Here is a 23,980-nt window from a genome sequence, read left to right on the forward strand (position 1 = left end):
GCACCGGCCGTCTTCATTGCTCGCGTAAGCAATAAACTATGGATGCGAGATCCGGTCAGTCGTGGATCGCGCTGCCCAGGCCGAGGTCCAGCCGGAGGGACTCCACCAGGGAGAAGGCGCTGCTCTCGGTGAAGACGTCGGCGGCGGCGAGCGTCCCGGTGTACTTGGCCGCGACCGGGGCCGCCGCCTGCCGGCAGACCTCGTCGAGCCAGGTCTTGACGACGGCCCAGATGTTGTTCCCGTACTTCGCCGCGTAGACGCCGTAGTCGACGGTCCCGAGGGCCTGCTCGATCGACGCGGTCAGGTCGTCGATGTACTGCTGGTGCACGGTGACGTCGGCCCGGGTGCCGAGCCGCCCCATGTGACCGGCGATGTGGTGCTTCCAGGGGTACGACAGCGCCTTGGCCGGGGCGGCGAGGTAACCCTGGATGTCCTCGCTGTAGTTGAGCGCGCCGAACGGGGCCCAGCCCGGGATGTTGATGTCGACCAGCATCAGCGCGTCGTGGTGCGGGAACCGGATGTAGATGTTGTCCGGCGCGTGGTTGCTGCCGTGGTACGCGAGTTCGACCCGCTCGCCGCCGACGTGCAGGGTGTAGCGGTCGGCGAAGGTGACGTCGGGCGCGGGCTTGCCGGGGTTGTTGTCGCGCAGCAGCAGCCGGCGGTTCTCCTCGTGCCCGATCCGGACCACGTGACGGCCGAAGAGCCCGGACGCGCCTACGTGGTCGGAGTGGTGGTGCGAGTGGACGATGTGGGTGACCTTGTTACTGGTGCCGTTGGCGGCGGCTATCTCGTCGACCGCACGCTGGAGGTTGTGGCCGATGGTGGGCGGGGCGTCGAACAGCACGACCCCGTCCCGGGTGGTGAGGAAGGCGGCCTGGTAGTCGCCGTCGGTGACCCAGTAGAGATTGCGCTGGACGCGGCCCACGTAGTAGCCCTGGCTGTTCACGGCCGGGCCGAGGGAGCCCGCGGGCACCGGCGCGTAGTCCGGCAGACCGGCATCGTCGGATCCGGCGGCCGGGGCGTGCGCGGTGGCCGCCGAGGCCGTCGTCGCGGTGCCCCCGGCGACCAGGGCCGCGGCCGCCGGCACGGCGGTGGCCGCGGCGACTCTGGCGAGGAACGACCGGCGGTCGGTTCCGGATGCGGAGCTGGATGACATGTCGATTCCTTTCGGAACGGTTCCGGGAAGGCCAGGGCGATCCGCCCCATCGGCTCCCGCCCGGCGCAACGAGCTCACCGTAGCCCCGAATCACTTGCCTAAGCAAGTAACTCGTCGCACGCTTCCGAGCGATTCAGGACATGCCGCGCCCCTCGGAGAACCACCGGAGAGCCACTGGAGAACCACCGGAGAAACCGCCCCCAACACCCGCTGCGACTAAGGTATTCCCAGCCCCGGGAAGCAGCCGGGCGGCGAGTTTCCGCCCCCCCTGTCGCCCGTCACCACCCGCCAGACGAGGAGCGCCATGCCAGCCGCGAAGCCCGACCCGGTGATGCCTCGGCCCAGCCTCGTCGAGCGCGCCCCGGTCAGCTTCGGGCTCTTCGCGCTCTCCCGCGAACTGCACGGCTACGGCGCGGAACTCCTCCTGAAGCTCGGTCTGCACCCCGGCCAGGAGCTGATCCTGATGCGGCTCTTCGACCGGGACGGCCAGACCCAGGCCGAGTTGCAGCAGGCGGTCGGGCTCGACCACTCCACGGTCTCGCGGTCGATCCGCCGCATGGAGGACGCCGGCCTGGTCGCCCGGGCCCGCGCCGAGCACGACCGCCGGGCCTTCATCGTCTCGCTCACCGCCGACGGCGAGGCGCTCCGCGAGCCGCTCGCCGACCTCTGGACCACCCTCGACCGCCTCGCCACCGAGACCCTGCACCGGTTGAAGGGCGCCGACTTCCTCAGCACGGTCGCGGAACTCGAACGCGCCTACGCCACCGCCCGCCGCGGCTGATCCCCGCCGGAAGGCGGCTGGGACGTGCCCCACAGCGGTGGCGCGGTCCGCCCTCAGGGATCCGTGAAACACCCAGGTGGCGGGCCAACCATGCATTCGACTCATGGATCGCCCCCGTTCCAGGCATTGGACGCATGTATGTGCGGCCGCCGAGGCTTGCAGGCATCACGAGTTCCCCGGAGGCGACTCGGAGCGACTCGGAGCGACTCGGAGCGCCCCTGACGCGATCCTGGAAGCGATACGGAAACGGCAAGGAGCCGATCATGACGACCCAGTGGAACGCCGGCGAAGGATGCATGGAGACCACCGACCGCGGCCGTGCCGTGCTCTCCCAGCCGCGCCTCAACCGGGGCACCGCCTTCACCCCCGAGGAACGTCGGGTGCTGGGCCTGGTGGGCCTGGTGCCGCCGGCGGTGCTGACCCTGGAGCAGCAGGCCGAGCGGGCCTACCGGCAGTACGCGGCGCAGCCGACCGATCTGGCCAAGAACGTCAACCTCACCGCGCTGCACGACCGCAACCAGGTGCTCTTCTACCGGCTGCTCTGCGACCACCTCGACGAGATGCTGCCCATCGTCTACACCCCGACGGTCGGCAAGGCGATCCAGCACTACAGCAACGAGTACCGGCGCCCGGCCGGCGTGTACCTGTCGGTGCACGCCCCGGAGGAGATCGAGGGCGCGCTGTCGGCCGCCGGTCTGGGCCCGGACGACGTCGACCTGATCGTGGCCACGGACGGCGAGGCGATCCTCGGCATCGGCGACTGGGGGGTGGGCGGCATCGACATCTCGGTGGGCAAGCTCGCCGTCTACACCGCCGCCGCGGGCATCGACCCGAACCGCACCCTGGCGGTCATGCTGGACGTCGGCACCAACCGCCAGGAGCTCCTGGACAACCCGCTCTACCTCGGCAACCGGCACCCGCGCGTGGACCGGGAGACGTACGACGCCTTCATCGACGCCTACGTCACCACCGCCCGCCGGCTCTTCCCGGCCGCCCTGCTGCACTGGGAGGACTTCGGTCCCGCCAACGCCCGCCGCATCCTGGAGCGTTACCGCCCGAGCGAGTTCACCTTCAACGACGACGTCCAGGGCACCGGTGCCGTCAACCTCGCCGCCGTGCTCTCCGGGGTGAAGGCCAGCGGGGTGCCGCTGCGCGAGCACCGGGTGGTGATCTTCGGCGCGGGCACCGCCGGCATCGGCATCGCCGACCAGTTGCGGGACGCCATGGTCGCCGACGGGCTGACCGCCGAGGAGGCCACCGCCCGTATCTTCGGCGTCGACCGCCACGGCCTGCTCACCGAGGACCAGCAGGACCTGCGCGACTTCCAGGTCCGCTATGCCCGCCCGGCCGCCGAGGTCGCCGACTGGCGGCGGGACGAGCAGGTGGGTGGCATCGCGCTGGCCGAGGTCGTCGGGCGGGTCCGGCCGACGGTCCTGATCGGCACCTCCGGGCAGGGCGGCTCCTTCACCGAGGAGATCGTCCGCACGATGGCCTCCCACGCCGAGCGGCCGATCATCCTGCCGATGTCCAACCCGACGGACCTGGCCGAGGCGGTCCCCGCGGACCTGCTGGCCTGGACCGACGGCCGGGCCCTGATCGCCACCGGCAGCCCGTTCCGCCCGGTCGAGCAGGACGGGGTCCGGTACCTGATCGGGCAGGCCAACAACGCCCTGGTCTTCCCCGGCCTCGGCCTCGGCGCGATCGTCGCCCGGGCCACCCGGATCACCGACGGCATGCTGGTCGCCGCCGCGCACGCCGTCGCCGGTCAGACGGAGACCGACGGTCCGGGCGCACCGATCCTGCCCCTGACCGACCAGCTGCGCGAGACCTCGGTGGCGGTCGCGGTGGCGGTGGCCCGGGCCGCGGCCGCCGACGGGGTGGCCGGGACGACCGTCGACGACTCCGTCGAGAAGCGGGTCGGGGCCGCCATGTGGCAGCCGGTGTACCCGCCGGTCAAGGCCGTCTGATCTGACCGGCGGGGGTTCCCGGCCGGCCGGGCCCACCGGGAACCCCCGGGCCGGCCCCGGCCGCCGTCCATGCCCCTGCCGCCTCGATACGGCCCGTCCCATGCGGGACGAGAATAGGCGGATGGATCTTCAGGTACTGCGCTCCTTCCAGGCGGTGGCCGAGGGCGCGACGGTCACCGAGGCCGCGGCCGCCGCCCACATCACCCAGCCCGCCCTCTCCCGGGCCCTGGACCGGCTGGAGCGGGAAGTCGGTGCGGAACTCCTCCAGCGGGTCGGCCGCGTCCTGCGACTCACCCCGGCGGGGCGGGTGTTCAAGGGGTACGTCGACACCGTGCTGGACAGTTACGACCGGGGGCGGCGGGCCGTGGCCGAGGTCGTCGACCCGGACGCGGGCGTGGTCTCGCTGGCCTTCCTGCACACCCTGGGCACCTGGCTGGTGCCGAGCCTGGTCACCGGGTTCCGGCAGCGCTTCGCCGCCGTCCGGTTCGAACTGCACCAGGCGGACGAGAACGGCCTCGCCCAGCACCTCCTGGACGCCACCGCGGACCTGGTCATCACCGGCAAGGATCCCGGCCATCCGCTGATCACCTGGCGCCGGCTCCTGGTCGAGCCCCTCTGGCTCGCCGTCCCGGCCCGCCACCGCCTCGCACAGCGCCGGCGGGTCCGGCTGGCCGAGGTGGCCGACGAGCAGTTCATCGTGCTCAAGCCCGGCTACGGCCTGCGCAGCGTCACGGAGACCCTGTGCCGCCAGGCCGGGTTCAGCCCCGTCGTCGGCTTCGAGGGCGAGGAGGTGGAGACCCTGCGCGGCCTGGTCGCGTCCGGTCTCGGCGTCTCCCTGATCCCGGCCGCGCCGGATGCCGTCGCGGCCCCGGAGACCAACCCGGACCTGCCGGTCCGCTACCTCCGGCTCACCGACGTACAGGCCGTCCGTGACATCGGCATCGCCTGCCTGGCCGCCCGCACCCCGCCCCCGGCCGCCCGGCGCTTCATCGACCACGCCCTGAGCACCGCGACCGCACAGTCGTAACGCAACCTGGTTGCACTAATACCGCAACCGTGTTTTGCTACTGGCATGAGCACCCACACCTGGTTCATCACCGGCTCGTCCCGCGGCTTCGGCCGCAACCTCGCGATCGCGGCGCTGGAGGCCGGTGACCACGTCGTCGCCACGGCCCGCAGGCCCGAGCAACTCGACGACCTCGTAGCGAAGTACGGCGACCGCGTCCTGCCCGTCGCGCTCGACGTCACCGACCGGCCGGCCGCGGTGACCGCCCTCCGGGCGGCCGTGGACCGGTTCGGCCGGGTCGACGTGGTGGTCAACAACGCCGGGTACGCCAACCTCGCCGCGGTCGAGACCACCCCCGAGGACGACTTCCGCCGCCAGTTCGACACCAACTTCTGGGGCGTCTACAACGTCTCCACCGCCGCGCTCCCGGTCCTCAGGGCGCAAGGGGGCGGCACCATCGTGCAGTTCTCCTCCATCGGCGGCCGGGTCGGCGGGACGCCGGGCCTCGGGTCGTACCAGGCCGCGAAGTTCGCCGTCGACGGCTTCACCCGCGTGCTGGCCGCCGAGACCGCGCCCTTCGGCATCCGCTGCCTGGTCGTGGAGCCGGGCGGCTTCGCCACCGACTGGGCGGGCCCGTCGATGCGGATCCCCGAGGTGGCACCGGAGTACGACCCGACGGTCGGCGAGATGGTCCGGCGGCTCGGCGGGACGGTGGCCGCGGCCGGCGACCCGAAGCGCGCCGGGGAGATCCTGGTCCGGGTCGTGAAGTGGCAGGACCCGCCCTCCCACCTGATCCTGGGCGCCGGCGCGGTACAGATGGCGCAGGACTACTCGAGCGGCCAGCTGGCGGAGGCGGCCGCCTGGGAGCCGGTGAGCCGGTCGGCCGACTTCGGCCAGGACTACCCGGCCGGGCTCCCCGGCCTCACCGGCACGTCACGACCCGTGCCCGCCTCGTCGGCGGAGTAGGCGGAGGAGAAGGTGAACGCGCGCGCCGACGGTCCGTTCGCCCGCAGGTCCGCCAGCCGCTCCAGGGCCTCGCCGACGGTCGGGAGGTGACCGGCCGGAACCCACCAGAGCACCAGATGCGCCTCCACGTGCCGCTGGAACCATTCACGCCGCCGCCGCAGCACGTCCAGGTGCTCACTGCGGTAGGTGAAGCCCCACAGCGCGTCATGGGTCTCCCACACCGTCAGGTTGACGATGATGTCCGCGCCCGCCGGACGCAGGGCGGTGGCGTCGGCCGCCCCCTCCTCCACGAGCCGCCACACGAAGCCGGGCGCGTCGTCAGCGGCGGCGTTGACCGTGTCGAGCATCTCGACGAACGGCGCCATGCGCGGGTCGGCGAGGGGGAAACGGAGCGTGGCGACATTCAGCTGGGCGAGGTGGGCGTCGTACGCGGAGGCGGTCATGACCTCATGTCAGCATGCCCCGACTTCTATGTCAATCATCGTTGTTTTTAGAAGCTTCCACCACCACGCAGCACTCGCCCGGCCGGGCGTCCATGCGGGCCCGGACCGGGCCGTCGGCGCCGAGCAGCCCCTCCAGCAGTGCGAGGTTCATACCGCAGACGAGCGGCGGGAAGCGTTCGGCGACGGCATGGAAGGGGCAGTTGCGCATCCGGACGACGGCTTCACCCACCCCCGTGGCACCCTCGGCGTCCTCGGCACCCTCCAGGTGCGGTTCGTAACCGCGGGCCGCGAGCGTCTCCATGGCCTCGTCGAGGCCGCCGCAGGGTGCCGCCGAGCCGCGCAGGGCCTCGCCGCGGCGACGGGCGGCCGCGCAGAGCCCGGCGTCCAGCCCGGCCTGCTCGGCGACTTCGGCGAGCAGTTCGGCGGCGGTGCGGTAGTCGCGGGCGGGCAGCGACACGGTCCGCTCGCCCCGCGCCCGCGTGTACACCTTGGCGGGCCGGCCCGCCCCCGGCCCCGAGCGCCCGGTCAGGCGACGGCTGCCGGTGTCGAGCAGCCCGGCCTCGGCCAGTCTGTCCAGATGGTGCGCGGCGAGCGTGCGCGCCACCCCGGTCGCCTCGGCGGCCTCGTTGCGGCCGACCTCGCGGCCCTGCGCCGCCACGTACTCGTACAGCCTGCGCCGCACCGGATCCTGCAACGCCGCGATCGCGTCGATGTCGTTCACCCCACCATTCTAGGAACAATGCGGGTCGGCGATAGAAACCGCCTCGGACCGGGAGCCGTACCGCGCACGGCGCAGCACGACACGGCACGTCGCACGGGAAAATGATGGCCCCGATGACGGGAAATTGATGGATTCGAGGGCTTCACCAATTCCCTCCGCGAACCTAGCGTTGCGAGCACGCGAACGGCCTCGCCGTCGGCCCTACGAGAGCGATCGACGCGTCCGCCGCCCCCGACCGGAACCATCGAAAGGCCACGGCATGACCACCCCGCAGCTGAACCGGATCGCCGGCGCGCCCATCTCCTGGGGTGTGTGCGAAGTGCCCGGCTGGGGCTACCAGCTGACGCCCGAGCGGGTGCTGAAGGAGATGCGCGAGGTGGGCCTGGCCGCCACCGAGTTCGGCCCCGACGGCTTCCTGCCCGCCGCCCCGGACGCGATGGCCCGCGTCCTGGCCGACCACGACCTGCACGCCGTCGGCGGCTTCACCCCGCTGCTGCTGCACGTCCCCGGACACGACCCGCTGCCCGAGGCCGAACAGCTCCTTGAGGGCTACGCCGCCTCGAACGCCGAGGTCCTCGTCCTCTCCGCCATCACCGGCCAGGACGGCTACGACTCCCGGCCCGAACTCGACGCCGACGGCTGGAAACTGCTCCTGTCCAACCTCGACCGGCTCACCGCACTGGCCGCCGAACGCGGGGTGCGCGCGGTCCTGCACCCGCACGTCGGCACGATGATCGAGAACGGCGACGAGGTCCGCCGGGTCCTGGAGCACTCCTCGATCTCCCTCTGCCTGGACACCGGCCACCTGCTCATCGGCGGCACCGACCCCGCCGAGCTGACCCGGCAGGCCCCCGAACGGATCGCCCACACCCACATGAAGGACGTGGACGCCTCCCTCGCCGCCAAGGTCCAGTCCGGCCGCCTCACCTACACCGACGCCGTCCGCGCCGGCATGTACCGCCCACTGGGCGCCGGCGACGTCGACGTCCAGGCCATCGTCACCCACCTCGCCGCCCGCGGCTACGACGGCTGGTACGTCCTGGAGCAGGACACCATCATCACCGCGGAGCCCAAGGAGAAGGGCCCGGTCGAGGACGTGTGGGCCAGCGCCGAGCATCTGCGCTCGGTACTGCGGGGCGTCGCGTAACCGTCGGCCGCGTAGAGACCGGCAAGGCCGGAAGGGTCATCGCAGACGCGGGACACGAACGCGAGGCGGGCTTCCGCGGCGCGACGCGACTCGCCGCGCCCCGCTCCCTGGTGGCAGGCACGGACAGCGACGGCCTGGACGCTTTCGACGCCCTCGGCCGACGTTGTGCGGTCTTCGTCGCCCACGGCCTCGACCACGACAGCACCCGCCTGCTGCGCGAGCGCCGCCGGTCCACGATCCTCCACCACGACCTGCGCCAGGACGTGCGGCGCGCCTGCCGGACGACGGCCCGGCCCGACCCTCGGCGATCCAGTGGTCACCCCCCTTCAACAGCCCGGCACCCTGGTGGCAGGACGCAGGTCATCGGCGGGGCCGCCTGACCTGCGCGTCGGCAGCCGGTCGGCGGGCATCCGGCGCCCCTCGCGGGGGTGCGCCGGCCCGCCACGCCTCCCTGTTCGTCAGGCGCCGGCTTCCAGTTGGGCGAGTTCGGCCTCCAGGTCGGCCATCGCCTCGCCGCCGGCCATCAGGTCGGTGATCTCCTCGCGGGTGCGTTCGCCCTTGTGGAAGTCGTCGGCCTTCTGGCCGCGGATGAGGACGGCGAAGTGGTCGCCGACCATCATGGCGTGGCGCACGTTGTGGGTGACGAGGATGACCGCGACCCCCTTGGCACGGGCCTGCATGACGATCCGCAGGACATGGGCGGCCTCCTTGACCCCCAGGGCCGCCGTCGGCTCGTCGAGGATGAGGACGTTGGCACCGAAGTACACCGCCCGCGCGATGGCGAGGGCCTGGCGCTCGCCGCCGGACAGGCTGCCCACCAGCCGGTTGCCGTCCGCGACCCGGGTGATGCCCAGGGACCGCATCTCACGGACCGCGATCTCACCGGCCAGCTTCTTGTCGAACAGCCGGAACGGACCGAAGCCCTTGGTGGGTTCGGCCCCCACGAAGAAGCAGCGGCCGACCCCCATCAGCGGGAAGGTTCCGCCGAACTGGTGGACGGTGGCGATGCCCCGCGCACTGGCGTCGCGCGGGCTGTCGAACTCCGCCCGCTCGCCGTCGACCTCGATGGTGCCGGTGCTCGGCTTGTGGAACCCTGACATGATCTTGATGAGGGTCGACTTGCCGGCGCCGTTGTCGCCGAGCAGGCACAGCACTTGTCCGGCATGCACCTCGAGAGAGATGTCCTGCAGCGCGTTGGTGCCGAGGAACGACTTGCCGACGCCGTCCAGGCGCAGCACGGGTGCGGTCATGGTCAGGCCTTCTTCGCGGTGCGGGGCTTGTAGGACAGGGCGAGGCGGCGGAACGTGTTGTTCATCAGGACCGCCGTGAGGATGAGGATGCCGAGGATCAGGCTGGCCCAGTCGGAGTTCCAGCCGGTGTAGTAGATGCCCTGGTTGACGATGGCGAACGTCAGCGTCCCGAGGACGACACCGACCACGGAGCCGTATCCCCCGGTCAGCAGCACACCGCCGACGACGACGGCGATGATGGAGTTGAAGACGAAGGACTGTCCGTTGGCGACCTGGGCGCCGTTGTAGAGGATCGTCTGGATCACACCGACCAGGGCGGCCCCGAACCCGCTGGCCATGTACAGGGCGATCTTCACCCGGTCGACCGGGATGCCGGTGGCGCGGGCACTCTCCGTGTCACCGCCGATCGCGAAGATCCAGTTGCCGTACTTCATCATCTGGAGCAGCACGGTCACCACGGCCGCGATGCCGAGCCACCAGAAGATCGCGACCTCGAACTGGCCGCCGATCAGCTGGCCGAACAGCGCCTTGGAGAACGGGTCGGGGTTGAGCGGGACGCTGGTGGTGCCGGTCGTGACGCGGGACAGGCCGAGGGTGAGACCGGCCAGACCGGACAGCGTGGCCAGCGTGATGACCAGCGAGGGGACGTTGGTCCGGGTGACGAGGAACCCGTTGAGCAGGCCGGTCAGCAGGCCGAGCGCGAGCGCGCACAGGATGCCGACGATCATGGGGGCGCCCCAGTGGCCCGAGACGATGGCCAGGGTCATCGAACTGCCGGCGAGCACCGAGCCCACGGACACGTCGAGTTCGCCGGCGATCATCAGCAGTCCGACCGGGATGGCGATGATGCCGAGCTCGGAGGCGATGTTCAGCCAGCTCGCCGCGCCCGCCGGAGCGAGGAACTTCTCGCCTCCGAAGATCGCGAAGAAGACGAACACGCCGAGCGTTCCGATGAGCGCGCCGACCTCGGGACGGTGCCGTAGCTGCGCCAGCGGGCTCTCGGACTGCTTGGGGGGTGCGACGGCGGCCGCTTTCTCGGCCGCCGTGTCGGGAAGTGAGGTAGTCATCGGCTCGGGGTCACCTTCATGGCTCGCGGATGGGGTGCGCGGTGTGCGGGGAAGGGGTGCCGGACCCTGGGGAGGCGGGCCCGGCACCGGTGGGCGGATCAGCGGACGCCGGCCTTGGTACCGGAGAGCGCCGCGTCGACGTTGTCCTTGGTGACCAGCAGCGGGCCGGTCAGCAGCGGGTTCTGCGGCGGGAGCACGCCGTAGGACAGGTACTGGCCCGCGATCGACACCGCGTAGAAGCCCTGGAGGTAGGGCTGCTGGTCGATGGCGAAGAGCTGCTTGCCGGACTTGATGCGGTCGAGCTGGGACTGCGAAAGGTCGAAGGTGCCCAGCTGGACCTTGCCGCCGGCCTTGGCCTGGTCGATCGCCGCGGCGGCGCTGTCCGCGTCCTGGACACCGATCGTCACCAGGGCGTCGATGCTGCTGTCCTTCAGCAGCGCGCCCTTGATCGCCTGGGTGACGGCGGAGGGGTTGCCGAAGTTGGAGGACGGCAGGGGAAGTTGCTTGGACTTGGCGCCCTTGCTCCTGGCTCCGTCGGCGATGCCCTTGCAGCGCGCCTCCGAATTGGCCGCGCCGGGAACGGTGTTGACGCACAGGATGTGCTTGGCGCCGGACTCGGCGAACTCGGCACCGCCGGCCTTGCCGGCCTGGTAGTCGTCCGAGCCTATGTACTTGACCGCGCCGGTCCTGTCGGCCGCCTCGACGCCGCCCGAGTTGTAGACGAACACCTTGACGCCCTTGGCCACGGCCTGCTTGATCGCCGCGTCCTGGCTGTCGGGCACCCAGTCCGGCACCAGGATGGCCGAGGGGTTCTGGGAGAGCGCGGTCTGGGTCAGCTTGGCCGCGTCCGGTCCGAGGTTGTCGTAGTTCTGCGGGCCCAGGAAGGTCACCGTGCCGCCGCCCGCCTTCACCAGCTTCGCCGCGTCCTCGCCGCCGCGCTTGACGGTGGACCAGAACGGGTCGTCGGCCTTGCCGCCGACGACGACGATGGAGACCTTGCCGCTGCTCGCCGTACCGGACGACGTTCCGCCGCCGGCCGACGCCGTCGCCTGGCCCGCGTCGTCGCCGGTGGCCTTGCCGCTGGCACACCCGGTCAACGTGGCCGCCGCCATGGCGAGCAGACTCGCCAGGGTCAGACCGCTTCTGGAGAGACGGCGGCGGGAGGGCCGCCGGTTCTGGGTGCGTTCCATGTGCTGTGGTGCTCCTTCTTGTGATGCCGGGCGGGGGCGTGAGGGGTACCGGGCAGGTCTCGGGGTGTGGTGGTGCGGCGATGCGGCGGGGGCGCGAACCGGGTCACGCGGATGCGGGGGGGGGAGTACCGGATGCGTCCGCCGCACCGGATGTCTCGCTCGGACGCTCGGGCCGGCGGTATTCGTCGGGATCACCGGAACGGCAACGCCGGAGTCGCGGGGCGGGTATTCATTCCGCGATCTCTTAAATCGCTTTAAGTAGTGGCCAGAGCATGCTTGCGTTTCGGAAATGTGTCAAGAGTCTTCTCACGAATGCGCGCCATGCCGTGATCCACCCGTGAAAAGCTGCAACTACCACATGTTTTCCGCCGGGGCGCGGGATACGACGAGGCCGGCGCGGCAGGCCGCGCCGGCCTCGCACCGGGCTTTCGGGATCAGCGCGGCGGCGCCGTGGTGCCCCGCACGACCAGGGAGGGGGCGAGGACGATCTCGCGGGACACGGTACGGCCCTGGTCGAGGCGTTCGACGGCGGCCGCCACGGCGTGCCGGGCCTGCTCCTCGGCGTTCTGGCTGACCGTGGTCAGGTCGAAGCAGGTCAGCCGGGACAGGGTGTCGTCGTCGTAGCCGACGACGGAAACGGCGCCGGGAACGTCCACCCCGGCGCCTCTGAGCGCGGTGAGCAGGCCGACGGCACTGCGGTCGTTGAACGTCACGACGGCGGTCGGCAGCCCGCCGCCGGCGAGCAGCTGCCGGCCCGCCCGGTCGCCGGCCTCCTCGGTGAGGTCGCCGTGAAGGATCCTGATCCGCCCGTCGAGACCGTGGCGGCGCATGGCACTGCGGTAGCCGCGGCGGCGATCGGTGGCGATGACGCCCCTGCCGCCGTCGACGTAGGCGATCGCGCGATGACCGAGGCCCACGAGATGGTCGACGATCTGGCCTACTCCGTCGTCGTCGGCACTGCGGACGACGTCCGGGCCGGCGCCGGTGAGCCGGCGGCCCACCGAGATGACCGGCGCCCTGCGGTCGAGGTCGGCGAGGGTGGCGGCGGGGGCGACCGGGCCGAGCAGGAGCAGCGCCTCGCAGCGGAACGCGAGGAGCGTCTCGACGGCCGTGGTCTCGTCCCGGGTCCGGGTCAGGGCGCTCAGCACCAGGTCGTAGCCGACCTCCTCGGCCGCGGTGTGCAGGTGCTCGACCAGCTCGGCGTGGAAGGGGCTGTGCACGTCGACCATGACCCCGAGCAGCCTGCTGCGCCTGCTGGCCAGGGCGCTGGCGGTGCGGTCGGGACGGTAGCCGAGCTCGGCGGCCGCCTTCAGGACCCGCTGCCGGGTGCGCTCGCTGGGACCGGGTACGTTGCGCAGGACCAGCGACACCGATGCCGTGGACAGGCCGACGCGCGCGGCGACGTCCTCCAGCCGGGGGCGCGGCACCGCGCCGTTGCCACCCGTGGGGACTGCGGAGCCGAGATCGCCCACTTCATCTCCCGTCGTTTGCGTAACACCCTTGACACAGGGCCGCGACGCCACTGAGAGTACCAGCACCCAGAGCACTCTCGAGTGATGATCTAAAGCGCTCTAAACCCACTTTTTAAAGCGCTCTAACTACGCATTCCCTGGCGGCGGCCCGACTGCACCGGGATTTCGGGTGCACACGGTCACGGGCGCCGCCCCGCCGGGCCGAGCGCGGTTCTGGTCGGTTCCCTCACCCCCCTGACCCACGGCACGGCGACGTGCCGGAGAGGAAGCATGATGAGTACGAGGCCCATCGGTGTGGCGGTCGTCGGAGCCGGTATGGCGGGCCGGGCCCACCTCAACGGGTACCGGCAGGCCGCCACCCTGTACGGTGCCGGGCTGCCCGAGGTGCGCCTGGTCGCCGTCGCCGACGCGCACGAGCCGTTCGCACAGGACGCGGCCCGCCGTTACGGCTACGAGCGGGCCGTGACCGACTGGCGGCAGATCGCCGAGGCCGACGACATCGACGCGGTCAGTGTCGTGGTCGCCAACCACCTGCATCGCGAGATCGTCGAGGCCCTGCTGGCGGCCGGCAAGCACGTGCTGTGCGAGAAGCCGCTCGCGCCGAGCGTGGCCGACGCCCAGGCCATGGTGGAGGCGGCCGAGGGCACCGGGCTGGTGGCCGCCACCGGCTTCACCTTCCGCCGCTCCCCCGCGATCAACGCCGTACGGCAGCAGGTGCTGGAGGGGTCGCTCGGAGCGGTCCAGCACTTCAACGGGCACTACTGGTGCGACTACGGCCACAACCCGGACGCCCCGATCAGCTGGCGCTACCGGGGACCGCTCGGCTCGGGTGCGCTGTCGGACATCGGCAGCCACCTCATCGACCTCGGCGAGTACTTCTGCGGCCCGGTGCAGAGTGTGCAGGGCGCCGTGCTCTCCACCCAGGTGCCCGACCGCCCGGTGCCGCTGGGCACCGCGGTGGGGCACTCGGCCGACGTCCGGGTGGGCCGGGAACGGGCCCGGGTCGAGAACGACGACATCGCCACGTTCACCGCCACGTTCGCCTCCGGCGCCGTCGGCACCTTCTCCGTCTCGCGCATCGCCCGGGGCCTGGCCAACTCCCTGGGCTTCGAGGTGTTCACCCAGGGCGGCGCGGCGACCTTCGAGCTGTCGCGTCCGGCCGAGTTCACCATCGCCGACGCGGCGGCCGCCGACCCGGTGGACGGCTACCGGCGGGTGGTGGTCGGTCCCGGCCACCCCTACATCGCCGGCGGCCTGCCCATGGACTTCCCCAGCGTCGGCCACGGCCAGCACGAGTTCTTCGTCTGGCAGGCCCGCGCCTTCCTGGAGCAGATCGCCGGCCTCGACCGGCTGCCGCCCTGCCCCACCCTCGCCGACGGACTGCACAACCTGCGCGTCATCGACGCGATCGTCGCCTCCGCCGACGCCGGCGGCAAGGCCGTCACCGTCCAGTGACCCGCCCCGGCTCGCCCCGTACACCCGAAGGACCGAGGAGAAACACACCATGAAGCTGGGCCTCTACAACGCGATCCTGCACGACCGCCCGCTGCCCGAAGCGATCAAGGTCATCGCCGATCTCGGCCTGACCGGCATCGAGATCAACACCGGCGGCTTCCTCCCGGCCGTACACGTGCCGGCCTTCGACGACATCCTGGTCAGCGATACCGCCCGGGACGACTTCCTCGGCCTCTTCGAGGGCACCGGCGTCGCCATCGCCGGCCTGAACGCCAACGGCAACCCGCTGCACCCGAACCCGGCCATCGGCGGGAAGCACGCCGAGGACATCCGCCGCTCCATCCTGCTGGCCGAACGGCTCGGCCAGCACCGCCTGGTGACCATGTCCGGGCTGCCCGGCGGCGAACCGGGCGCGACCCGCCCCAACTGGATCGTCAACGCCTGGAACTCCGCCGCCCTGGACGTCCTGGACCACCAGTGGAAGATCGCCGCGGACTTCTGGCGCGAGACCGACCGGCTCGCCCGCGACCACGACGTCAAGGTCGCCCTGGAGCTGCACCCGCAGAACGTCGTCTTCAACTCCGCGAGTGTGCACCAGCTCATCGACCTCACCGGCGCCACCCACGTGGGCGTCGAGCTGGACGCCTCCCACCTGTTCTGGCAGCAGATGGACCCCGTCGCGGTCGTCCGGCACCTCGGCGAGCTGGTCTTCCACGCGGCCGCCAAGGACGTCCGCGTCAACCCCGGGCACGCCGCCCTCAACGGCGTCCTCGACAACGGCTTCCGCCGCCTCTCCTCCGACGAGCCGCGTACCAACCTCGGCGGCGACGAGTGGGCCAACGAGTGGCCCGAGGACTCCGCCTGGGACTTCGTCGCGCTCGGCAAGGGCCACGACATCGCCTACTGGACCGAGTTCCTGCGCGCCCTGCACGAGGTCGACCCGGACATGCTGGTCAACATCGAGCACGAGGACACCGAACTCGGCCCCGTCGAGGGCGTCGCCGTCGCCGCCGAAGTCCTCAAGGCCGCCGACACGGCACTCCAGGAGTCCCTGCGGCCGTGACCGCCCGGGCCCCGGCCCGCGCCCCTTCACTCCCTCATCCGCACCGGAACGGGGAGTGGCTCCGGCGGACCTCGCGCCGCCGGAGCCGATGACAAGACGCCAAGGAGCAGGAAACCCGCCATGAAGATCGCCCTCGACCCGTACATGATCCGTCACGTGCCGCTGCTCGAACTCCCGGCCGTGGTCGCCGAGCTGGGCTACGAGTGGATCGAGCTCTCGCCCCGGGAGGACTTCATCCCCTTCTTCCGCCATCCCCGCGTCGACGACGCCACCGTACGGAAGTTCCGCAGGGCGCTGGACACGGCGGGGGTCGGCATCTCCTCCCTGCTGCCGCTGTTCCGCTGGTCAGGACCGGACGAGGAGGCCCGCCAGGCCGCCGTACGGTACTGGAAGCGCTCCGTCCAGATCTGCGCGGACCTCGGCGTCGACAGCATGATCTCCGAGTTCAACGGCCGGCCGGAGGAGTCCGACCGCAGCGAGGCCCGGTTCTGGCAGTCCATGGACGAGTTGCTCCCGCTCTTCGAGCGCGAGGGCATCAAGCTCGCCCTGGAACCCCACCCGGACGACTTCATCGAGAACGGCCACGACGCGGTCAACCTGATCCGGGGCATCAACCACCCCAACGTCAGCTTCCTCTACTGCGCCCCGCACACCTTCCACATCGGCAACGACGCCCCCGGCATCATCGCCCGCGCGGGCGGCCTCCTCACTCACGTCCACCTCGCCGACGCCTTCGACCACACGGCGTCCTCCGGCAACCGCTACATCCTCAACCCGCCCGGCACCCAGGCCCGCATCCACCAGCACCTCGACATCGGCGAGGGCGAGGTCGACTTCGACGAGCTCTTCCGCGAACTGCACGCGAACGGCTTCGACGGCACCCTCACCGCCTGCGTGTTCGCCTGGGAGGAGAAGGCGAAGGAGTCCTCCCTGTTCATGCGGGAACGGATCGGCGAGTACGTGGCCGCCTGGACGTGACCCACCCGTCGACAGCATCATCACGACATCCTATTGACATGACATATGGTGGGCGGCATCGTAAGGGACTCGGGGACGCTGCAAATGCGCTCTCACACCGTCGCGGTCCCGTACCGCGGCCGCCATGCCGGGGGCTCCGAAGCGAAGGGAACCAGCGTGAAGCCGTACGAAGTGCTGACCATGGGCCGGGTCGGAGTGGACGTGTATCCGCTCCAGACGGGCGTGGGGCTGGCGGAGGTCACCTCGTTCGGCAAGTACCTGGGCGGCAGCCCGACCAACGTCGCGGTCGCGGCGGCCCGGTACGGCCGCACCGCGGCGGTGATCACGAAGACCGGCCGGGACCCCTTCGGCGACTTCGTCCGCACGGCCCTGTCCGGCTACCACGTCGACCCCCGCTTCGTCGGCACGTCGGAGATCGCGCCCACCCCGGTGACGTTCTGCGAGATCTTCCCGCCGGACGACTTCCCGCTGTACTTCTACCGCCTGCCCAAGGCCCCCGACCTGGACATCCGGCCCGAGGAGCTGGACCTGGACGCGGTGCGCGGGGCGGCCGTGTTCTGGATGACCGGGACCGGGCTGAGCGAGGAGCCGAGCCGCTCGGCGACCCTGGCCGCCCTTCAGCACCGGGCCAAGGCGGGAACGACGGTGTTCGACCTGGACTGGCGGCCGATGTTCTGGGCCGACCCGGCCACGGCCCGCTCGTACTACACGCAGGCCCTGCGGCACACCACCGTCGCGGTCGGCAACATCGACGAGTGCGAGGTCGCCACCGGCGAACGCGACCCGCACGCCGCGGCCAAGGCGCTGCTGGCGGCCGGGGTGGAACTGGCCGTGGTCAAGCAGGGCCCCAAGGGGGTCCTGGCCATGGACCGGGACGGCTCGGTCACCGAGGTACCGCCGGTGCCCGTGGACGTGGTCAACGGGCTCGGTGCCGGTGACGCCTTCGGCGGGGCCCTGTGCCACGGCCTGCTGTCCGGCTGGGACACCGCGCGCACGGTGGCCTTCGCCAACGCGGCCGGCGCCCTGGTGGCGGGCCGCCTGTCCTGCTCCGACGCCATGCCGACCCAGGCCGAGGTCGAGGCGAAGCTGCGCGGGACGACCGACGACTCCGAGCGAGAGGTGTGACGACGTGCTGTCCGACAACGTGAGCCGGATCGTGGCCGCCCGGGTGCACGACCCCGGCGCGGTCGCCGCCGCGGCGGCCCGCCGGGTGAAGGCGACCTCGCTGCTCGGCGAGCACGGCAGGGCGATGATCATCGCCGCCGACCACCCCGCCCGCGGCGCCAACGGCGTCGGCGCGGATCCCCATGCCATGGCGGACCGCTTCGAACTCCTCGACCGCCTCTGCACCGCCCTGGAACGCCCCGGTGTGACGGGCGTCCTCGCCACCGCCGACATCCTCGAGGACCTGCTCCTGCTCGGCGTCCTCGACGGCAAGAGCGTCTTCGGCTCCATGAACCGCGCCGGACTCGCCGGCTCGGTCTTCGAGATCGACGACCGCTTCACCGGCTACGACGCCGAGACCATCGCCGCGATGGGCTTCGACGGCGGCAAGATGCTCACCCGCATCGCCCTCACCGACCCCGCCACCCCGTCGGCTCTCCAGGACACCGCCCGCGCGGTCAACGAACTCAACGACCGGCGGCTCATCGCCATGGTCGAGCCGTTCATGTCCGAGTGGCGGGACGGCAGGATCCGCAACGACCTCTCCACCGACGCCGTGATCAAATCGGTCACCATCGCGTCGGGTCTCGGCCGCGGTACCGCCTACACCTGGCTGAAGCTGCCGGTGGTCCAGGACATGGAGCGCGTGCTCGCCGCCTCCACGCTGCCCGCGCTGCTGCTGGGCGGCGAGGTCACCGACCCCGAGGCCGCCTTCGCCTCCTGGGGCCGGGCCCTCAGGCAGCCCACCGCGCAGGGCCTGGTCGTCGGCCGCTCCCTGCTCTACCCGGCGGGCGGCGACGTCGCCGGCGCCGTCGACAAGGCGGTGAGCCTGCTGTGAGCGGCAAGTACCATCTGCCGGCCGGTACTTCGGCCGACGGCCGCTACGACCTCCTGGTCACGCCCGAGTCGGCGGGCTGGGGATACTCCGGCCTCAGGGTCCTGACCCTGGCGCCGGGCGAGACGCACGCCCTGTCCACCGGGGACTCCGAGTTCCTGGTGCTGCCGCTGACGGGCTCGTGCACCGTCACCACGGACGGCAGCACCTTCGAACTCGCCGGCCGGACGGGCGTGTTCGCTTCGGCCACCGACTTCGCCTACCTCCCCCGCGGGTCGGCGGCCGTGATCCGCAGCGCGGCGGGAGGCCGATTCGCGCTGCCCTCCGCCCGTACCGAGCAGGGAGGTCACTCGGCTCGGTACGGGCGCAAGGAGGACGTCCCCGTCGAGCTGCGCGGCGCCGGGGCCTGCTCGCGGCAGGTCAACAACTACTGCCTGCCGGGCACCTTCGACGCCGAGCAGCTGCTGGTCTGCGAGGTCCTCACCCCCGGCGGGAACTGGTCCTCCTACCCGCCGCACAAGCACGACGAGGCCCGCCCCGGCGAGGAGTCGGAGCTGGAGGAGATCTACTACTTCGAGGTCTCCGGCGGTGCGAACGGCTTCGGCTACCAGCGGGTCTACGGCACCGCCGAGCGGCCCCTCGACGTGCTCGCCGAGGTCCGCTCCGGCGACACCGTGCTGGTCCCGCACGGCTGGCACGGCCCCTCGATCGCCGCGCCCGGCTACGACCTCTACTACCTCAACGTCATGGCCGGTCCGGGGCAGGACCGCGCCTGGCTGATCTGCGACGACCCCGCCCACGGCTGGGTCCGCGCCACCTGGGAGGCCCAGGACGTGGACGACCGGCTGCCCTTCGGAGAGAACCGATGAAGACCGTACGACTGACCACCGCGCAGGCCCTGGTCCGCTTCCTCGCCCACCAGTACAGCGAGCGTGACGGCCAGGAGCAGCGCCTGATCCCCGGTGTGTGGGGCATCTTCGGGCACGGCAACGTCGCCGGCATCGGACAGGCACTCCTCCAGGCCGCCGTGACCCAGGAGGCCGACCTCCCCTACTACCTGGCCCGCAACGAGCAGGGCATGGTCCACGCGTCGGTCGCCTACGCGAAGATGCGCGACCGGCTGGCCGCCTTCGCCTGTACCGCCTCCACGGGTCCGGGCTCCACGAACATGATCACGGGCGCGGCCCTGGCCACCACCAACCGCCTGCCGGTCCTGCTGCTGCCCTCCGACATGTTCGCCACCCGTGCCGCCGACCCCGTCCTCCAGCAGCTGGAGGACACCCGCGGCGGCGACGTCACCGTCAACGACGCCTTCCGCGCCGTCTCCAAGTACTTCGACCGCGTCTCCCGTCCCGAGCAGCTGATCCCGGCCGCGCTGGCGGCGATGCGGGTGCTGACCGATCCGGTCGAGACCGGTGCCGTCACCCTCGCCCTGCCGCAGGACGTGCAGGCCGAGGCATACGACTGGCCGGTCGAGTTCTTCCGGCGCCGGGTGTGGCACGTCGGCCGCCCGGTGCCGGAGCCCGCCGCCGTCGAGCGCGCCGCACGTCTGCTGCGCAGCGCGCGGAAGCCGCTGATCGTGGCCGGCGGCGGCGCGGTGTACTCGGGTGCGGAGACCGCGCTGCGCGCCTTCGCCGAGGCCACCGGCATCCCGGTCGCCGACACCCATGCCGGCAAGGGCGCGGTGGCCTGGGACCACCCCTACGCGGTCGGCGGCATCGGCTCGACGGGCTCCTACGCGGCGAACGAGCTCGCGAAGGACGCCGATGTCGTCCTCGGCATCGGCACCCGCTACTCCGACTTCACCACCGCCAGCCACACCGTCTTCGGCAACCCGGACGTCACCTTCGTCAACCTCAACGTGGCCCGCCTCGACGCCGTCAAGCACTCGGCGGAGCCGCTGGTGGCCGACGCCCGTCTGGGCATCCAGGCCCTCGCCGGAGCCCTCGACGGCTGGGAGGTCTCCCCCGACTACCGCCGCCGCACCCGCGAACTCATCGCCCGGACACGGGAGATCGAGGACGGGTGCTTCAACCTCGGCCACGGGCCGCTGCCCGCCCAGACCGAGATCCTCGGCGCCCTCAACGACGTCCTCGACGACCGCGCGGTGGTCATCAACGCGGCCGGCTCCATGCCCGGCGACCTCCAGCAGCTGTGGCGGGCCCGCGACCCGAAGGCCTACCACGTGGAGTACGCCTACTCCTGCATGGGCTACGAGGTCGCCGCGGGCGTCGGCGCCAAGATGGCCGACCCGTCGCGCGAGGTGGTCGTACTCGTCGGCGACGGCTCGTATCTGATGATGGCTCAGGAGATCGTCACCATGGTCTCCGAGGGCCTGAAGGTCGTCATCGTCCTCGTCCAGAACCACGGCTTCGCGTCCATCGGCGCCCTCTCCGAGTCCCTCGGCTCACAGCGCTTCGGCACCAAGTACCGCTACCGCAACGGCGATTCGGGGCAGCTCGACGGCGACGTGCTCCCCGTCGACCTGGCCGCCAACGCGTCCTCGCTGGGCGCGGACGTCCTGCACGCCGCCTCCGTCGAGGAGTTCCGCTCCGCGATGGAGAAGGCGAAGGCCGCCACCCGCACCACCGTCGTGCACGTCGAGACCGACCTGTACGGCCCCAACCCGCCCGGCCACGGCTGGTGGGACGTCCCGGTCAGCCAGACCTCCGCCCTCGACTCCACCCGGGCCGCCTACGAGACGTACGCAGCCGGCAAGCGCACCCAGCGTCACTACCTGTAAGGACACACATCCCGTGAACACCATCCCGCACTGGATCAACGGCTCGCCGCTCCCGGGCAGCAGCACCGCCCCGGTGTTCAACCCGGCCACCGGCGCCGAGCAGGCCCGGGTCGTGCTCGGCGGCGCCGCCGAGGTCGACGCCGCCGTACAGGCCGCGGCCGCCGCCTTCGAGACCTGGCAGGACTCCTCCCTCTCCCAGCGCGTCCAGGTCATGTTCGACTTCCGCCAGCTGCTCGTCGAGCACGAGGAGGAACTCGGCCGGATCATCTCCGCCGAGCACGGCAAGACCGTCGACGACGCCCGCGGCGAGATCACCCGCGGCCGCGAGGTCGTGGAATACGTCTGCGGTCTCGGCGACGTCCTCAAGGGCTCCTTCTCCGACCAGGTCTCCCGTGGCGTCGACGTCCACAACTTCCGCCAGCCGCTGGGTGTGGTGGCGGGCATCACGCCGTTCAACTTCCCAGCGATGGTCCCCCTGTGGATGCACCCGGTCGCGATCGCCACCGGCAACACGTTCATCCTCAAGCCCAGTGAGCGCGACCCCTCCGCCGCGAACTTCGTCGCCGAGCTGTACAGGAAGGCCGGCCTGCCCGACGGCGTCTTCAACGTCGTGCACGGCGGCAAGGACGCGGTCGACGCGATCCTCGCCCACCCCGGCATCGAGGCCGTCTCGTTCGTCGGCTCCACGCCGATCGCCAAGTACGTCCACGAGCAGGCGACTTCGCACGGCAAGCGGGTCCAGGCCCTCGGCGGCGCCAAGAACCACGCCGTCGTCCTGCCCGACGCCGACCTGGAGTTCGCGGCCAACCACATCACCGCCGGCGCCTACGGCTCCGCGGGCGAACGCTGCATGGCCGTCTCCGTCGCCGTCGCCGTCGGTGACGCGGCCGACGCGCTGGTCGCGATCCTGGAGCGCAAGGCGAACGAGGTGCAGGTCGGCCCCGGCGACGCGCCCGGCACCGACATGGGCCCGCTCGTCACCAAGGCCGCCCAGGAGCGCGTCGAGAACGCCGTCGGCACCGCGGCCACGCAGGGCGCCACCGTCGTCGTCGACGGCCGCGGGCTGAAGATCGACGGCCATGAGGACGGCTTCTTCACCGGCCCCTCCCTCCTCGACCACGTCACCACCGAGATGGACGCCTACAAGGAGGAGCTGTTCGGCCCGGTCCTCGCCGTGGTCCGTGCGGAAAGCCTCGACCAGGCCATCGACCTGATCAACGCCAACCCCTACGGCAACGGCACCGCCCTCTTCACCGGCTCCGGCGAAGCCGCCCGCCGCTTCCAGCGCCGGATCAAGGTCGGCATGATCGGCATCAACGTGCCGGTGCCGGTCCCGATGTCGTACTACTCCTTCGGCGGCTGGAAGGACTCCCTCATCGGCGACTCCCCCGTCCACGGCCCCGAGGGCATCCGTTTCTACACCCGCCCCAAGGTCGTCACCACCCGCTGGCCCCAGCCCGCCCAGCAGGTCACCGCGGGCTTCAACTTCCCCACCTCCAGCTGACCGGCCCCCGCCGCAAGGATCGGAACCCTCATGACTGTGCGCGTAGGAGTGATCGGGGCCGGCTGGATCGGTCAGGAACACATGCGCCGGCTCACCGAGACGGTGACCGGCGCCCGGGTGACCGCGGTCACCGACCTCGACACCGCGCGCGCCGAGGAGGCGGCGGCCCGGGTGGGTGCCCGGGTGCTGCCCGACGGGGCGGCCGTGGTCGCGGCGGACGACGTGGACGCCGTACTCGTCACCTCCTGGGGCCCCACCCACGCCGAACACGTGCTGAACGCGATCACCGCCGCAAAGCCGGTGTTCTGCGAGAAACCGCTCGCGACGACCGCGGCGGACGGTCTGCGCATCGTCGACGCCGAGCGCGCACACGGCCGCCGCCTGGTGCAGGTCGGCTTCATGCGCCGCTACGACACCGGCTACCGGCAGCTCAAACAGGTCATCGACGCCGGGCGGATCGGCGAGCCGCTGATCGTGCACTGCGCCCACCGCAACCCGACCGCCCCCGAGTCGTACCACACCGACATGGCGGCACTCGACTCGGCGGTCCACGAGATCGACGTACTGCGCTGGCTCCTTGACGACGAGATCGTCTCCACCCAGGTGGTCCTGCCGCGTTCCACGGGCAAGCGCTTCGAGCACCTCACGGACCCGCAGATCATGCTCTTCGAGACCGCCAAGGGCGTCCGCATCGACCTGGAGGTCTTCGTCAACTGCCAGTACGGCTACGACATCCAGTGCGAAACGGTCGGCGAGAAGGGCCTGGTCCGGCTGCCCGACCCGGCCGCGGTCGGCGTCCGCACCGCCGGACACCACAGCACCGCGATCCTCACGGACTGGGCGGGCCGCTTCAAGGACGCCTTCGACACCGAGTTCCGCGAGTGGATCACCGGCATCGCGGCAGGCACCGAACCCACCGGCCCCTCCGCCTGGGACGGCTACGCCGCCACCGTCATCTCCAACGCCACGGTCGAGGCCCGCCGGTCGGGCCGTATCGTCGCCACGGACATGAAGCCCCGGCCCGCTTTCTACGGCGGTGACGCGTAGGTCTGCGCCACCGGGCCGCCGGGCC

Annotated in this window: 22 protein-coding genes; 15 read left to right on the forward strand and 7 right to left on the reverse strand. The window is 71.5% G+C overall.

What is annotated here, in order from left to right:
- Nucleotides 1-55 precede the first annotated feature (55 nt).
- Nucleotides 56-1,156 (reverse strand): MBL fold metallo-hydrolase, encoded by a 1,101-nt coding sequence (locus ACWGKQ_RS30795; RefSeq protein ID WP_453295275.1) that lies wholly within the window; start codon nucleotides 1,154-1,156, stop codon nucleotides 56-58.
- A 304-nt stretch (nucleotides 1,157-1,460) separates the two neighbouring features.
- On the opposite strand from ACWGKQ_RS30795, the gene ACWGKQ_RS30800 reads away from it, so the two are divergent.
- The 4 genes from ACWGKQ_RS30800 (at nucleotide 1,461) to ACWGKQ_RS30815 (ending at nucleotide 5,876) form a co-directional block, all read left to right on the forward strand.
- Entirely contained in the window at nucleotides 1,461-1,937 is a 477-nt protein-coding gene (locus ACWGKQ_RS30800) for a MarR family winged helix-turn-helix transcriptional regulator (protein ID WP_383704931.1), read from the forward strand.
- Between the two features lie 263 nt (nucleotides 1,938-2,200).
- A complete protein-coding gene (locus ACWGKQ_RS30805; RefSeq protein WP_453295276.1) occupies nucleotides 2,201-3,904 on the forward strand; it encodes an NAD-dependent malic enzyme in 1,704 nt (567 codons plus the stop codon).
- A gap of 121 nt (nucleotides 3,905-4,025) precedes the next feature.
- A complete protein-coding gene (locus tag ACWGKQ_RS30810; protein WP_453295277.1) occupies nucleotides 4,026-4,931 on the forward strand; it encodes a LysR family transcriptional regulator in 906 nt (301 codons plus the stop codon).
- A gap of 45 nt (nucleotides 4,932-4,976) precedes the next feature.
- Nucleotides 4,977-5,876 (forward strand): SDR family NAD(P)-dependent oxidoreductase, encoded by a 900-nt coding sequence (locus ACWGKQ_RS30815; RefSeq protein ID WP_453295278.1) that lies wholly within the window; start codon nucleotides 4,977-4,979, stop codon nucleotides 5,874-5,876.
- On the opposite strand, the gene ACWGKQ_RS30820 is transcribed toward ACWGKQ_RS30815, so the two are convergent.
- Both ACWGKQ_RS30820 and ACWGKQ_RS30825 read right to left on the reverse strand, forming a co-directional pair.
- Nucleotides 5,810-6,319, reverse strand: coding sequence for a DUF3291 domain-containing protein (locus tag ACWGKQ_RS30820; RefSeq protein WP_453295279.1), 510 nt, complete (start codon nucleotides 6,317-6,319; stop codon nucleotides 5,810-5,812). The genes ACWGKQ_RS30815 and ACWGKQ_RS30820 overlap by 67 nt on opposite strands.
- A 31-nt stretch (nucleotides 6,320-6,350) precedes the next feature.
- A complete protein-coding gene (locus ACWGKQ_RS30825) occupies nucleotides 6,351-7,040 on the reverse strand; it encodes a helix-turn-helix transcriptional regulator (RefSeq protein WP_453295280.1) in 690 nt (229 codons plus the stop codon).
- 259 nt (nucleotides 7,041-7,299) lie between these two features.
- Between ACWGKQ_RS30825 and ACWGKQ_RS30830 the strand changes: the two genes are divergently transcribed.
- Nucleotides 7,300-8,187, forward strand: a complete 888-nt coding sequence (locus ACWGKQ_RS30830; protein ID WP_453295281.1) for a sugar phosphate isomerase/epimerase family protein — start codon at nucleotides 7,300-7,302, stop codon at nucleotides 8,185-8,187.
- Nucleotides 8,188-8,297: 110 nt separating this feature from the next.
- Nucleotides 8,298-8,567 carry a hypothetical protein gene (locus tag ACWGKQ_RS30835; RefSeq protein WP_453295282.1) on the forward strand — a complete coding sequence of 90 codons (270 nt, stop codon included), beginning with the start codon at nucleotides 8,298-8,300 and terminating at the stop codon, nucleotides 8,565-8,567.
- Nucleotides 8,568-8,645: 78 nt separating this feature from the next.
- Here ACWGKQ_RS30835 and ACWGKQ_RS30840 read toward each other — a convergent pair whose 3' ends face one another.
- The 4 genes from ACWGKQ_RS30840 to ACWGKQ_RS30855 form a co-directional block, all read right to left on the reverse strand.
- Nucleotides 8,646-9,437, reverse strand: a complete 792-nt coding sequence (locus tag ACWGKQ_RS30840) for an ATP-binding cassette domain-containing protein (RefSeq protein ID WP_453295283.1) — start codon at nucleotides 9,435-9,437, stop codon at nucleotides 8,646-8,648.
- 2 nt (nucleotides 9,438-9,439) lie between these two features.
- The gene (locus ACWGKQ_RS30845; protein ID WP_453295284.1) at nucleotides 9,440-10,504 is read right to left on the reverse strand and encodes an ABC transporter permease; all 1,065 of its coding nucleotides are present in this window, start codon (nucleotides 10,502-10,504) and stop codon (nucleotides 9,440-9,442) included.
- A 98-nt stretch (nucleotides 10,505-10,602) separates the two neighbouring features.
- Complete coding sequence (locus ACWGKQ_RS30850; RefSeq protein WP_453295285.1) at nucleotides 10,603-11,694, reverse strand: sugar ABC transporter substrate-binding protein; 1,092 nt, start codon at nucleotides 11,692-11,694, stop codon at nucleotides 10,603-10,605.
- Between the two features lie 434 nt (nucleotides 11,695-12,128).
- Nucleotides 12,129-13,166 carry a LacI family DNA-binding transcriptional regulator gene (locus ACWGKQ_RS30855; protein ID WP_453295286.1) on the reverse strand — a complete coding sequence of 346 codons (1,038 nt, stop codon included), beginning with the start codon at nucleotides 13,164-13,166 and terminating at the stop codon, nucleotides 12,129-12,131.
- A gap of 273 nt (nucleotides 13,167-13,439) precedes the next feature.
- On the opposite strand from ACWGKQ_RS30855, the gene ACWGKQ_RS30860 reads away from it, so the two are divergent.
- From ACWGKQ_RS30860 to ACWGKQ_RS30900, 9 genes are all read left to right on the forward strand, one after another.
- Nucleotides 13,440-14,621, forward strand: a complete 1,182-nt coding sequence (locus ACWGKQ_RS30860) for a Gfo/Idh/MocA family protein (protein ID WP_453295287.1) — start codon at nucleotides 13,440-13,442, stop codon at nucleotides 14,619-14,621.
- Between the two features lie 49 nt (nucleotides 14,622-14,670).
- Nucleotides 14,671-15,684: a sugar phosphate isomerase/epimerase family protein gene (locus ACWGKQ_RS30865; protein WP_453295288.1), complete on the forward strand. Its 1,014-nt coding sequence runs from the start codon at nucleotides 14,671-14,673 to the stop codon at nucleotides 15,682-15,684.
- Nucleotides 15,685-15,804: 120 nt separating this feature from the next.
- A complete protein-coding gene (locus ACWGKQ_RS30870; RefSeq protein ID WP_453295289.1) occupies nucleotides 15,805-16,662 on the forward strand; it encodes a sugar phosphate isomerase/epimerase family protein in 858 nt (285 codons plus the stop codon).
- 180 nt (nucleotides 16,663-16,842) lie between these two features.
- A complete protein-coding gene (iolC, locus tag ACWGKQ_RS30875) occupies nucleotides 16,843-17,787 on the forward strand; it encodes a 5-dehydro-2-deoxygluconokinase (RefSeq protein ID WP_453295365.1) in 945 nt (314 codons plus the stop codon).
- A gap of 4 nt (nucleotides 17,788-17,791) precedes the next feature.
- Nucleotides 17,792-18,664: a Cgl0159 family (beta/alpha)8-fold protein gene (locus ACWGKQ_RS30880; RefSeq protein WP_453295290.1), complete on the forward strand. Its 873-nt coding sequence runs from the start codon at nucleotides 17,792-17,794 to the stop codon at nucleotides 18,662-18,664.
- Nucleotides 18,661-19,530 (forward strand): 5-deoxy-glucuronate isomerase, encoded by an 870-nt coding sequence (iolB, locus tag ACWGKQ_RS30885; protein ID WP_453295291.1) that lies wholly within the window; start codon nucleotides 18,661-18,663, stop codon nucleotides 19,528-19,530. The genes ACWGKQ_RS30880 and iolB overlap by 4 nt, the downstream gene beginning before the upstream one ends.
- Nucleotides 19,527-21,404, forward strand: coding sequence for a 3D-(3,5/4)-trihydroxycyclohexane-1,2-dione acylhydrolase (decyclizing) (iolD, locus tag ACWGKQ_RS30890; protein WP_453295292.1), 1,878 nt, complete (start codon nucleotides 19,527-19,529; stop codon nucleotides 21,402-21,404). The genes iolB and iolD overlap by 4 nt, the downstream gene beginning before the upstream one ends.
- A gap of 13 nt (nucleotides 21,405-21,417) precedes the next feature.
- A complete protein-coding gene (locus ACWGKQ_RS30895; RefSeq protein WP_453295293.1) occupies nucleotides 21,418-22,908 on the forward strand; it encodes a CoA-acylating methylmalonate-semialdehyde dehydrogenase in 1,491 nt (496 codons plus the stop codon).
- A gap of 30 nt (nucleotides 22,909-22,938) precedes the next feature.
- Nucleotides 22,939-23,955 carry a Gfo/Idh/MocA family oxidoreductase gene (locus tag ACWGKQ_RS30900; protein ID WP_453295294.1) on the forward strand — a complete coding sequence of 339 codons (1,017 nt, stop codon included), beginning with the start codon at nucleotides 22,939-22,941 and terminating at the stop codon, nucleotides 23,953-23,955.
- Nucleotides 23,956-23,980 lie beyond the last annotated feature (25 nt).

The sequence above is a fragment of the Streptomyces sp. NPDC054770 genome (assembly GCF_053611985.1).